At 48.0% G+C, this 12,585-nt stretch carries 10 protein-coding genes; 5 read left to right on the plus strand and 5 right to left on the minus strand.

All coding sequences use genetic code 11. The features are described from left to right. Positions 1-211 precede the first annotated feature (211 nt). The 5 genes from RGU72_RS03645 to RGU72_RS03665 all read right to left on the minus strand — a co-directional run bounded on the left by RGU72_RS03645 (position 212) and on the right by RGU72_RS03665 (position 8,556). Positions 212-907, minus strand: coding sequence for a hypothetical protein (locus RGU72_RS03645; protein ID WP_322118422.1), 696 nt, complete (start codon positions 905-907; stop codon positions 212-214). Further along, a complete protein-coding gene (locus RGU72_RS03650) occupies positions 894-4,946 on the minus strand; it encodes a Pls/PosA family non-ribosomal peptide synthetase (RefSeq protein ID WP_322118423.1) in 4,053 nt (1,350 codons plus the stop codon). The genes RGU72_RS03645 and RGU72_RS03650 overlap by 14 nt, the downstream gene beginning before the upstream one ends. Positions 4,947-5,286: 340 nt before the next feature. After that, on the minus strand, positions 5,287-6,612 hold the full coding sequence (gene chrA / locus RGU72_RS03655) for a chromate efflux transporter (protein ID WP_369124354.1): 1,326 nt from the start codon (positions 6,610-6,612) through the stop codon (positions 5,287-5,289). A 58-nt stretch (positions 6,613-6,670) separates the two neighbouring features. Beyond that, positions 6,671-7,663: an IS30 family transposase gene (locus RGU72_RS03660; RefSeq protein WP_322118425.1), complete on the minus strand. Its 993-nt coding sequence runs from the start codon at positions 7,661-7,663 to the stop codon at positions 6,671-6,673. 245 nt (positions 7,664-7,908) lie between these two features. Further along, on the minus strand, positions 7,909-8,556 hold the full coding sequence (locus RGU72_RS03665; protein ID WP_322118426.1) for a DsbA family oxidoreductase: 648 nt from the start codon (positions 8,554-8,556) through the stop codon (positions 7,909-7,911). 236 nt (positions 8,557-8,792) lie between these two features. On the opposite strand from RGU72_RS03665, the gene RGU72_RS03670 reads away from it, so the two are divergent. The 5 genes from RGU72_RS03670 to RGU72_RS03690 all read left to right on the plus strand — a co-directional run bounded on the left by RGU72_RS03670 (position 8,793) and on the right by RGU72_RS03690 (position 12,565). Then, a complete protein-coding gene (locus tag RGU72_RS03670; protein WP_322118427.1) occupies positions 8,793-9,365 on the plus strand; it encodes a ProQ/FinO family protein in 573 nt (190 codons plus the stop codon). Positions 9,366-9,521: 156 nt separating this feature from the next. Then, positions 9,522-9,770, plus strand: coding sequence for a GIY-YIG nuclease family protein (locus RGU72_RS03675; protein ID WP_322118428.1), 249 nt, complete (start codon positions 9,522-9,524; stop codon positions 9,768-9,770). An 11-nt stretch (positions 9,771-9,781) separates the two neighbouring features. Then, a complete protein-coding gene (locus RGU72_RS03680) occupies positions 9,782-10,420 on the plus strand; it encodes a DUF938 domain-containing protein (protein ID WP_322118429.1) in 639 nt (212 codons plus the stop codon). Positions 10,421-10,665: 245 nt separating this feature from the next. Beyond that, positions 10,666-11,784: a transposase gene (locus RGU72_RS03685; RefSeq protein WP_322117783.1), complete on the plus strand. Its 1,119-nt coding sequence runs from the start codon at positions 10,666-10,668 to the stop codon at positions 11,782-11,784. Positions 11,785-12,142: 358 nt separating this feature from the next. Continuing rightward, the gene (locus RGU72_RS03690) at positions 12,143-12,565 is read left to right on the plus strand and encodes a hypothetical protein (RefSeq protein ID WP_322118430.1); all 423 of its coding nucleotides are present in this window, start codon (positions 12,143-12,145) and stop codon (positions 12,563-12,565) included. Positions 12,566-12,585 lie beyond the last annotated feature (20 nt).

The following is a 12,585-nucleotide window of genomic DNA, read 5'->3' on the forward strand; positions in this document are numbered from 1 at the left end:
GACTGACTGGCTAGACGCGACGACGACGCAAGCTGCATCTTGCTAAGAGGAGCAACAACACCAGGCAGTTCGCCAAAGGTGCACTTGTCGCTGTAGCGCTCCCACTCAAATCGCGGTGGTGTTATCCCTCTGAAGACCGCACGCCGTCCGCGTTTTTTGCGAAGTGATAGCGGTCTAATGGAAAATCTGGGTTTAACTATTTTTACCGTTTTTAAAAGGCGATGGCACCCACATAGCCGGATGGCAAATCTAACAATATCGTTCTGCATTTTTTTAAACGTGCTGCCAGATCAGGATGCCATTCTGATAAAGCCAACCCTTGGGACTTCAGTCTAGCCTCTTGCATAGTCCATTCTTGTGCAAACATCAGCAGCTGATGCTGAACTGTTTGTCCGGCAATTTTCTTATAGACCTCATCGCCTAAATAAAGTTGTGTTACATCCCGCCAATCCAGGGACAAATCGACCCGCATTAGATCAATGCCGATATTTTTTTGAAAACTGATCGCCGCAATAGATAAACCCGGCTCATGACTGATTGACACGCCTAGCGCGATCTCTTGTTCATGAGCATATTTGTCTGTGTCGCTGGAATTAATACAGATACTTAAAGCTTGTCCTGCCGATCCTACAATTCGCACTTGTTCCTGTGGGATAGAGAAGGCTTGCGAGAACAGATCCCGCAAGGCGTGGCGTATTTGTAGTCTGGCTTGATCACGCAGCGTAGTTATCTCTGTAACTACAGAAATAACTACGCTTTTGTGTTGATGGAATGCTTCTACCGCTTCTGGCAATAAATCAGGCCAGGAATAGACAGCTAGCTTGGGTGCTGTAGTAATAGCTACCAATGCCGTCGGCATCGGATTGGACGAATCTGCTTCAGCCCTCATCTCGTCAGGATTGCGCAATCGCTGCCGGGCAGCCGCGCCAGCTGGATTTGGCGGGGATAAATTCGCCCTTCATTACCAGAGTCAGCGCGCCGAGTTTGGCTTCGTCACCCACGACGGCGCTATATAACACCGAGCTGCGGGCACCCATGTAGACGCGTTCACCGATGATAACTTCGTCAATCTTCATCACGCGGTCTTCAAACAAATGAGTTTGTGGGCAGGCCAGTGCATTGATCTCACTATATGCACCGATGCTGACGCAATCAAACTCGGTAATATCCGTCGTATCCAGATAAACACCACGACCAATTCTGGCACCCAACAAATTAAACGCCAATGGCAACCATGGTGTACCGCGCAAATAGCGCATGAAGTTGGGGACAGCGATTCCTTCGTACAAATTGGTAATGCCTTCAGACAGCCAGACAAACGAGGTCCACATTGGCATGCTGCTCTTTTTGTAGCGGAAAATGAACAACCATTTCAAGGCCATGACAAAGGCAAAACTGCCAACACCATACCAAAGTCCGGCAATCGATAAATAATAGGCGACATCGCCCCAGCGGTCATCACCGGCCAAAGGCATCAGATTGAGCACAATGGTGTAGCCAACAGAAATTACCATCGCATGGGGAGAAATAATCCGGAATGCTTCAATCAGACCACGACCAAGACGACGCATTGCTGATGGGCGGAAGGTGAGTTCTTCGGGAAACCCTTTGACTTCTTCCCGCGCCGGCAAATGCATAGGCGGCGAACCTAACCAGGTATCACCCTCATGCATTTGATCATTGCGCGGCGCACTGGTGTGAACACCGATCAAAACGTTTTCAGGCAAGATCGTGCCATCTGGAATATACGCGCCGTTACCGACAAAGCTCCGGCGAGAAATTACGGTCGGCTGCATACTCATCCAGCCGCCATCAATTTCTTCATCCCCTAATAAAACTGCATCAGCGATAAAGGTGTCATCCCCCAGTGTCAGCATATCTGGCACGACGCCCAAGGCGGTTGAAATCTCTGCGCCGCGTCCCACTTTTGCGCCCAATAGCCGGTACCAGTAAGGCGCATACACCGTGGCATATACGCCGTGCAAAACATTCAGGCTCGATTCCTGAATCTGATTGACCAGCCATTTGCCGCAATAAGTATTGCCATGTACCTGGTACGTTCCCGCTTTCAATTTCGGCAAAATGCTCCAGCGTATACCGGCCGATAACAGCGCGGTACAGACAATCAAGATCGCTGTAGCGGGGAAGGCGAGGATGAAATACTTGGTCAGCTGGAAAAACATATTATTACTTTGCAGCCAAGGCAAACTATCCAGATTGTCAAACCAATCGATCGTAATAAAGCTAGGGAACACTGGCAAGAAAAATAACGCGGTAATCAACAAGCTACCAAAAATAAAGAACACAGCTTCAGTGAAAAATCGTAATTCAGATACAACTGGTCGTTCCGGGCGCGATGCCGGATCAAATACACCCACATCAGCCGCAGGCGATCCGCGCCAGATTCTGTCATTGGGAATAGATTGACCTTCGCTCAACGCAGACTGACCTTCCAGATGGGCGAAGTTGCCAAGCTCAGTACCGCCTTCCAGAACCGAATAGGAACCGACATAGGCTTCGTTGCCCAGCGTGATCTTACCTAAACGCAGCAGACCGCGTTCAACACGGGCATTTTCAAAATTGCAGGCGTTACCAATACTAGCGCCATCACCAATTTGTAATAAATCAGGTGAGCGCAAGGTGATCGAGCCGATGTTCACATCCTTACCGATCTTTGCACCCAATGCCCGCAGCCACCAGGCATACATCGACGATCCACTCAGCATGTAGGTCGGTGCTGCTTCTACCAGCCGGTCTGCCAGCCACCAGCGATAATATGTGACACCCCACAACGGATAATTGCCTGCTTTAAGTCGCCCCACGATCAGCCATTTGCCTGCGATCGCGATTACAAACTCAAACAGGGTCAGCAATAAAAAAACACCAACGGATAAAAAGGTTGCACGAATAATCGAGTCGTCGGGGTCGCCAGTAAAAAAGTGATAAGCGAAGAAAGGCGCTAACCACTGCATCATGCGCATGGCCACCAAAAAGGGAATCATGACCGCCTGAGCAGCACCACATATCCAACGCTTGACGTCAGATGGCTGCTCCCAAGTGGTGTGAATATTTTCTGAGGTAATCGCGCCGGCAGTCATGACGCCAGCAATTGTCCCGACCAGCCGTGATTGATAGATGTCACTGATTTTGAAATAGGCATATCGGGCATCTGCTCGCAGCATCGACACCAGACGTGCTGCCAGCAAGGAGTGTCCACCCAGATCGGAGAAAAAATCGGCGCTTCTGTGGATTGCTTGTCCTGGCAAAAGTTTATTTAAGGCCGCAAATAAAATTTCTTCTGCCGGCGTTTCTGGAAGATCGGATTCTTCCGTGCTCACCGTTTCTGAAAGCGTTTGTGCTTTCAGTGTCTTTCTGTCGATCTTGCCTGAAGTAAGCCTTGGCATTTCGCTCAAAAATTCATAGCGGCTTGGCACCATATACGAAGGCAAGCTTGCCAATAAGGCTTGTCGTAAGTCGCTCGGTTTAATCACGTGAGAAGAGTCGTTCACAATAAAAGCGATCAACTGATCAACACCTTGCTCTGAACGTAAAATGACCGCGACGGTACCAACACCCGCTTGCTGCGCCAGTACGGCTTCTATCTCGCCCAACTCAACCCGAAACCCGCGGATTTTGACCTGATCGTCGGCACGCCCCAAACATTGGACCGAGCCATCCTCCGCAATACGTGCCAGATCACCCGTTCGGTATAGCCGCTGATCATTGAGACTGTTCGATGGAGCAGACCAAGGATTGGCGATGAATTTTTCTGCCGTCAGGTCAGGTCGTCCCAGATAACCATCGGATACGCCCGGGCCAAAAATACACAGCTCCCCGGTTTCACCACGCGCTAATAGCCGCAAACCCTTTTCCACATCCGCATCAATCACCAGCAGACCGTAATTGGGTAGCGGGTGACCAATCGTCACTGGCATATCTGGCTGTAATACCGCCAGACTGGCGGATACTGTTGCTTCTGTCGGGCCATAGGTATTAAACATCTGGCGTCCGGGCTTGCTCCATTTGGTCACAAGACTTTCCGGACACATTTCACCACCCAGATTGATCAGGCGCAGGCTAGGCACATCCTCATTAAACAGTGCTAGCAACGTCGGTACTGCATGCAAAACAGTGACCTGATTTGCGATTAAGGCCATTGGTAGTGCATCCGGATCGACTGCGATTTCTTTCGGCGCTATCCATAAAGTCGCACCGACCAGATAGCTGATCCAGATTTCTTCAAACGACATATCAAACGCGACTGAAAATCCTTGATACACCTTGTCTACGCTGGTAATGCCTAAAACCTGATTTTCACTCCGTAAGAAATGACAAATGCTGCCTTGGGTAATCGCAATCCCTTTTGGCTTACCTGTTGAACCCGAAGTGTAGATCACATAGGCCGGATCGGTAGGGGCGGTCGCTTGGCGTCGCAGTAGTGGTGCGTCGATGGCCGTCATCAACTGCATTGCAGTCCAGATATGACAAGCAGGTGATAGTTGATGTGCTGTTGATGTAGTTGAGGTAGTTGAACGTAGCTGAGATGCGAGAGCATCTGCCGTCAGTATTCCAAATGCCTGCGCATCATCCAGACAAACAGCAATCCTGTCGACGGGCACATCGGCATCAAACGGTAGCCAGGCAGCTCCGGCTTTGGCGATGCCTGCTTGCATGACTAATAAATCAATGCCGCGTGGTAGCCATAAGCCAAGAATATGTCCTGGCCGGACGCCTGCCGCGATCAAGTGCGACGCAACCAGATCGGCTCGCTCGTTTAAAACGCGATAACTCAGCGCCACGTCAGCAAAAATCAGGGCAGTCTTGTCGGGGTGGGCGAGAGCGGTGGCTTCAAGCAGATCCGCCAGCGTTTCTTGACGTATCAGTTCTGGTGCAAAAGCACCGTAAAGAATAGGGGATGTGTTATCAATCGCTGGCACGTCAGACATACGGTGTTGAGACATAAATCGCAATGCAAAATGGGTAAATGCGAAGTTAAAATTAGACTAACTTCTTCTATGCGAAGTTTATCACCCGTGATGCGGGACGAAGCAAAAAAATAATATAAAGAATGGTGGGCTGTCGTCTTAAAAAAACATTGACAGATCACGCCAGTTAATTAGATCTAGGGTGAGCAATGTCTCAACATAATTGACTCAACCGAAGACTTATCTAGCTCAATGTATCTATGTGTGATAATTTATACTTGGTGGTAGTATATTTAAAAATCCAATGAATTTATGGACATAAATTGGTATTTTCGCATATACCCCCAAAAATTCTGCATTTTTATTTTATGAACGCCGGAATATATTGCAGCGCCAAGCCAAGCAACGCACAACCGATAATCACATGAATCACATTACGTTTAAACCTTAGCAAGGCAATTGCAGCACCAAGCCCGATCAGCGCCGACATCATATCTAATTTGCCACTGAACCCATTAGGCCACAGCACATTGTAAGCAAAGAACAACGCCAGATTGATAATCACACCAACGACTGCGGCGGTAATGGCCGTCAACGGTGCCGTCAGCTTTAATTGATTATGGGTTGATTCAATAAACGGACCGCCTGCCAGAATAAAGATAAATGATGGCAAAAAAGTGAACCAGGTCGCCAGACTAGCTGCCACTGAACCTGCGAGAAACAGATGCTCAGTTCCTAACAGAGCTTTCAGATAGCCACCGACAAAGGCCACAAAGGCTACCACCATGATCAAGGGGCCCGGCGTAGTTTCTCCCAGCGCCAGCCCGTCGACCATTTGTGACGCACTCAGCCAGCCATAATGCCCGACCGCACCCTGGTACACATAAGGCAGCACCGCATAAGCACCACCAAAAGTGAGCAAAGCCGCTTTAGTAAAAAACCATGCCATCAGGGTATAGGGATGCTCCCAACCGAACAGCATCCACAATAAGGCCATTGGCACACTCCAAAGCACCAAACCTGAGACAGCAACTTTACACAAACCCCTCCAACTGAATAAAGCATGCGCAGGTGTCGCAGTATCGTCGTCAATCAATGCAGCACCAACATGTTTTTGCGCTGCGCCATGACCGCCACCGGTTTGAAAATACTGCGGCATAAAGCGTCCGCCTAGAAAGCCGATAACAGCGGCAATCAATACAATCAAAGGGAAAGGCATATCAATCGCAAAGATTGCGACGAAAGACGCTGCGGCGATTGCCCACAACACAGGATTTTTTAAGGCACGCGAGCCAATGCGATGCGCAGCCTGCACAACGATGGCAGTTACAGCAGGTTTAATCCCATAAAACAAACCAACCACCAGCGGCATGCTGCCAAAAGCGATATAAATCCAGGATAAAAAAATCAGAATAAATAGCGATGGCAACACAAACAACACGCCGGCGATCACGCCGCCCCAAGTACGGTGCATCAACCAGCCGATATACGTGGCGAGCTGTTGTGCCTCCGGACCAGGTAGCACCATGCAGAAATTGAGCGCATGCAAAAATCGCTTCTCACTAATCCATCGCCGGTTTTCTACCAGTTCCTGATGCATGACCGCGATCTGGCCTGCGGGGCCGCCAAAACTGATGAAGCCCAGTTTTAACCAAAACCGGAAAGCCACCCAAAAGCTTACCGACATTGGAGGAGTATCGGTGCGGAGAATGGGATTGACCGGTGGCATAAGTGGGCGGATTCAGCTACGAAGAGCAACGGGAGGTAAGTTTTAGGGGGAGTATATCCAAATTATAAAAAACCTCAAACGGCGTTCGATAGCCGAGGCATTTCCTAGGGCGATGATTGAGTTGATTGACTGCCCGTTGCAACTGGGCTTGAGTGATTTCCTTGAAGTTGGTGTTCTTTGGAAAGTAGTATCGTAATAAGCCGTTCGTGTTCTCGTTGAGCCCCCGCTCCCAGGAATGATACGGATGAGCGAAGTACACTTGGGCTTGCAGATGTGCTGCGATGGACTCATGCCCTGCAAACTCCCTGCCATTATCGAACGTGATGGTATGGCAGTGCTGCTGATGTGGCGTGAGCAGTTGCTCGATGCTGGCAGCAACTCCTTGCGCGTGTTTGCTATGATGTTGCCGGGCTAAGGTAAAACGAGAGACACGATCGACCCGCGTAATGACGATACCTTGCTGTTTCTTGCCAATGATCGTATCGCCCTCCCAGTCGCCTAAGCAGATTTTTTGATCCACGATCGCGGGTCGTTGGTCAATGCTGATACGGTTCTTGAGCATGCCCCGGCGCTGTTGACCACTACCGTAGCGTTTGCGGTAGGGCTTCTGACCCCGCAGATGCTTGAAGAGAGTGCCGCCCGCTCTGCGGTCAGCGTAGATGCGCAGATAGACGGTTTCATGACTGATCTTCATTTTTTCCTGCCGTTCCAGGCTTAACCGTTCGATTGCTTGCTGCGGCGATAAGTCCATGCGCAGGTAGGTCGAGACGGCGAGCCAGTCGTTGTCATCAATACGTCGTGCGTTACGACTATTCTTTTGTCGTTCGTCGGCTATTTTTTTCGCTTGTAAGGGGCGCCACCCGCTTCCTCCGGTATTGCGCTTGAGTTCCCTGTGGATGCTGGACTTATGACGATGGAGTGCGGCAGCAATCTCGCTGACTGTCTTTTTTTCTAACCGCAGTGCGTAAATTTGGTATCGTTCGTCTTGGGTTAGGTGTGTGTAGCGCATATTCGGCAACTTTCGACTGGCTGGTCAAAAGGCAGAATGCTATCGCATCTGACCCTTTGACTTTTTATTCAACGTTGCTCTTCGTACTTGAATCCGCCGTGTTTTGATAAATATAGGACCTACCCAAAACTGCCCCAGCTGCGTTGAATCGACTAGCTAAAGTACTGTCTTCATCGCTGCGACTTGCTAGGATGATTTTGCCTGAGTCCTAAAATACGGTTAAATCAAATTAATAATTGCCGCTATCAGGCCATCGCTACAATTTGTTTTAACGCGCGCTCAAATACATCGGAGGTTTGTCCGCCTGAAATCAAATGTTTATCATTGATGATGACTGCCGGAACCGAGTTAATGCCACGGCTTAAATATAATTTCTCTAACGCTCTGACATCATCAGCATACAACTCAGAGTTTAAAATCGCACGCGCTGCGATCTTGTCTAATCCGACACTTTCTGCGATACGGATCAAGGTTTCGTGATCGCTAGGATTGTCGCCATCCGTAAAGTAGGCGGCAAATAAGGCGTGCTTCAACGCCAGTTGCTTGCCCTCAATCTCGGCCCAGTGCAACAAGCGATGCGCATCAAAGGTGTTGTAGATACGGCTTCTTTTATCCATCCCAAAAACAAATCCTTCCGCCGCACCGCGGGCACGGATTGCCTCCCGGTTACTTGCGGATTGTTCTGGTGTGGCGCCATATTTTTCCGCCAAATGTTCATTGATATCTTGACCTTCCGCCGCCATGCGCGGGTTTAATTCAAACGGCTGAAAGTGGATATCAGTCGTGACCTCGCTACCCAAAGTTGCAATTGCGGTCTCTAATGATTTCAGTCCGATGATGCACCAAGGACAAGATACGTCAGAAACAAAGTCAATTTTGATGTGATTTTTCATGGTTTTAATAAAATAAGTTGGTTATTAAATACAGGTCGCCAAGAGCGAAGATCTATGCAAAATTCGTATTCTATACTTGCGCTATCTCTACTTTATTGGCCTTAATTGATAGCTCCGGTAGGACTAAAACGTTGCTCAAACAACGATGTATGTTGATTTACAGCAGCCAAAATACCCTTTGACTCTAACGCATGATATTCTGCGTCCTGCAATAGTAACCATATCAGATTATTTTCATGACCACATCGACATCAGTAGTAACAGAAGTAACCGCGTCAGACGCAGTTAACCCAGCACATACAGCAACGGAATTAGCAGACGTAGTTGCGGTAGCAACGACAACAGCAGTTGCAACGTCAGATCAACCAGCAACAACGTCGACCGCGCCAACTGCTACGCCAAACCAGCTTGCTCGTAAATTGTTGAAAAAACTGCAAACTGAGTTCTCCGTGTTTGATGAACATCTGCCTTTGGCAATTGGTATTGATAAACAATTACAGAAAAAAATGCCAGAGCTGGATCGCAAAGTGTTACGAATCGCCCTGGGCATTCATACCAACTCTGTACGCTATTTGTTTAATGCTGCCAAAGCACAAAAACGTGTGGATCTGGAAGGCAAAGAAGTTGATGCCATCACAGAAGAGCATCGCACTCATGCGTCAGGTATTCTGCGCGAGCGTTCCAAGAAAAATGCAGATGCACGCAAACTCAAAGCCAATGCCGAGAGAATACAAAAGCAAGAAGCCGAGGCAGAGCGCCAACGTCAGGACAAGCTGAATCAACTGGCGGCTAAATTTGCCCGCACCTGATTTACGCATAGTCCCGCATAGTCCAGTCTTTGTTTCAATGCTGTTCATGTATAGATATAACGAAATGACGTTTTATTTTGTGAACAGCAAGTCTTCTTGCTTCTCCATCACTAAAACTATATTTCCAGCCACCTTAGCTGAAACTCCTATTTAATGATGTCATGGTTTCTCTATCTGTTGGAATGTAATGATGGCAGCATCTACACGGGCATTACGACCAATGTAGAGAAACGATATGCCACCCATGTCAGTGGCAAAGGCGCACGTTATACCCGCTCACACCCGCCACAAAAAATACTTGCTGTCTTTGAATACGATGACCGGTCATCCGCATCAAAAGCAGAACACGCTACCAAAAAACTGAGCGCACAACAGAAGCGCGCGTTGTCAAACTCATTAATTTGAAAACCATCGGTTTGAAACCCATCATTGATATGACTACCAATATGACGAATAAGTTGTTTTCTGCCGCCTGTGAACGTAACGCTGATCCAATCTTACTAACGATTACTCCGTTTTTAAATAACAGCAAAACGGTGTTTGAGATCGGTAGTGGTACAGGTCAGCATGCAGTCTATTTTGGAGCGCGTTTGCCGCATATCACGTGGCAATGCAGTGACCGGATACAAAACCACCCCAGCATCAGCGCCTGGCAAGAAGAGGCAAAACTCCCCAACTTGTTAGCACCATTATGTTTAGACATCGGCCATTCAGCTTGGCCAGAGAACAAATTTGATGCAGTTTATACCTCTAATACTTGCCATATCTTGTCATGGCAAGAGGTGCAAATCATGTTTGAAGGCGTAGCATCTATCTTGGTGGAGCGGGGATATTTTTTTATCTACGGTCCGTTTAACTATGACGGACAATTCACCAGCGCCAGCAATGCGCAATTTGACGCTTCGTTAAAATCACAAGCCCCACATATGGGCATCCGCGCGATCGAAGATATTATTGCGCTGGCAAATCAACACCAGTTACAACTGCAAGAAGATTTTGCAATGCCAGCCAATAATCGCCTTTTAGTTTTGCAAAAAATAAATTTAAAACGATAGCTAATTACCAATGTGCATTTAATGCGACAGACCTGCAAAAAATCAGTGACAAACACAAATGGCAGCAGGTAATCTCAATCATCAAAGTGATTAATTAAAATCACGTTTTAAATACAAAACAATAGAGGTTCTTGCAAAACGAAACACCGGAGAGTAATTTTATTGCGAGAAGCGCAAAATAGATGAGAAAGGAGCGGCCATTTCTGGCAAGATGAAAGTGACTAAACAACCATCTGCGCTCCGCTATGAATCCTACACAACGCCTGCTGATAATGCAACGCTGGAATTTACTGCAACACGATTTGCTACCGGAGATAAAACAGCAATGCGGGTCACTGACGCCGAAGCTGGAAAAATTGATTCATGTACTAGACTGGGTGCGCATCGAAGAATTTGTGTCGGACCAATGGCAAGGGATAGGACGCAAACCGCATGACCGTGGTGCATTGGCCAGCGCCTTCATCGCCAAAGCTGTGTTGGGGCTCAATACAACAGCGGCCTTAATAGAACGATTGACGATGGATCGCAGTTTAAAACGGCTGTGCGGCTTTGAGATGTGGAAAGAAGTTCCGAATGAAGCCACTTTTTCGCGCGCCTTTGGCGAATTTGCCCAAGCCAAATTAGCGGAGAAAGTGCACGAAGCGCTGATCAAGAGTTATTTAGGCGACAGCCTCATTGGACACATCAGCCGTGACGGCACGGCGATTGCGGCGCGCGAGAAGCCGAAGAAACACATGAAAGTTGTTTCCGTAGAAAAGGCCCAAAAGCAGCGCCGTGGACGGCCAAAGAAAGGCGAGATAAGGCCGCCAAAGGAAGAGAAAGTGACCAAGATAGGCTGGCAGTTGACGCAAACTTTACCGAGCATCGTCAATGCTTTACCCAAAGAGTGTGACCGCGGCACTAAATGCAATGCGCAAGGTTATAAAGTGAGTTGGAACGGCTACAAGCTGCATATCGACACCGCTGACTGCGGCGTTGCCATCAGTGCGCTATTGACCAGCGCCTCGGTGCACGATAGTCAAACGGCGGTGCCGTTAGCAACGATGACGGCCGCACGAGTAACGAATTTGTACGATTTGATGGATGCAGCGTATTGCAGTGAAGAGTTAAGGGCACACAGCAAAAGTCTTGGCCACGTGCCATTAATTGATCACAACGCACGCGGCGGGGAGAAGAAACCGTTCGCCCCGCATGAACAACAGCGTTATAAAGAACGCACGCAAGCTGAACGTACCAATGGCAGGCTGAAAGACGAATTTGGTGGCACGACAGTACGGGTGCGTGGTAGCGAAAAAGTGATGTCGCATTTGATGTTTGGTTTATTGGTATTGACCGCAGATCAGTTGATGCGTTTATTTACGTAACAGCTTTGCTTTTAAAGAGTCGAAAAAAACAACGTTTCCCAACGTTCATAGGGGCAGTGATGGTCACATAGGGATTGACACGCCATAAAACGATAATCCGGCACAAATTCATGTCACATGTGCCGCTTCAAACAAGAAAACCAATCGCAACAGTGGCCACACCCATGCTCGACTTTACTGGTTTGGGTATTTTGCAAGAAGCTCAATAAACATAACAATAAATACTGCAACAGTAAAACCGTTTTCTGATTTTTGGTTGCATAAGGTTTTTTAACAGAACCTGGTGGCTTTACCTCAATAGTTCTTAACGAAGGACGTCCGTTATATGACGGCGTCTATTTGGATTATAGGAATTCAGATGAAACGAAAAATTTTCCTGCGATTTTTCCTGGCTACCCAAGTCTTACTGTTGTTGGGAATCGCCTCACCTGCCTTCGCAGAACTCGTCATTGTGGTCAATCCTCAAAACCCGGCGACCAAAATGTTCCCGGCACAAGCCGCCCAGTTTTTCCTTGGAGGTTCAGTCTTATTTACTCCGGTAGACCAAGCTGAAAATTCTCCTATTCGTGCTGAGTTTTATAAAAAAGTGCTGGAAAAAGAACCTGCACAAGTTCAGGCAATTTGGTCACGAATTGTGTTTACTGGCAAAGGTAAGCCGCCCAAAGAATATAAGTCCAGCGATCAAGTAAAAAAAGCAGTAAGTGAAAATGTCAATGTAATCGGCTATATAGAAAAATCGGCGGTTGATGACACCGTAAAGGTCATCGCCATAGTTCCCTAATGCCGTCCTCTTTTCTTCGT

Source organism: Undibacterium sp. 5I1, from assembly GCF_034314085.1.
Classification (GTDB): domain Bacteria; phylum Pseudomonadota; class Gammaproteobacteria; order Burkholderiales; family Burkholderiaceae_D; genus Undibacterium.

Coding starts and splice junctions, on each gene's coding strand:
- RGU72_RS03650 (WP_322118423.1), bottom strand. CDS start 4,946: ATGTCTGACGTGCCAGCGATTGATAACACATCCCCTATTCTTTACGGT.
- chrA (WP_369124354.1), bottom strand. CDS start 6,612: ATGTCGGTAAGCTTTTGGGTGGCTTTCCGGTTTTGGTTAAAACTGGGC.
- RGU72_RS03660 (WP_322118425.1), bottom strand. CDS start 7,663: ATGCGCTACACACACCTAACCCAAGACGAACGATACCAAATTTACGCA.
- RGU72_RS03665 (WP_322118426.1), bottom strand. CDS start 8,556: ATGAAAAATCACATCAAAATTGACTTTGTTTCTGACGTATCTTGTCCT.
- RGU72_RS03670 (WP_322118427.1), top strand. CDS start 8,793: ATGACCACATCGACATCAGTAGTAACAGAAGTAACCGCGTCAGACGCA.
- RGU72_RS03675 (WP_322118428.1), top strand. CDS start 9,522: ATGTCATGGTTTCTCTATCTGTTGGAATGTAATGATGGCAGCATCTAC.
- RGU72_RS03685 (WP_322117783.1), top strand. CDS start 10,666: ATGAATCCTACACAACGCCTGCTGATAATGCAACGCTGGAATTTACTG.
- RGU72_RS03690 (WP_322118430.1), top strand. CDS start 12,143: ATGAAACGAAAAATTTTCCTGCGATTTTTCCTGGCTACCCAAGTCTTA.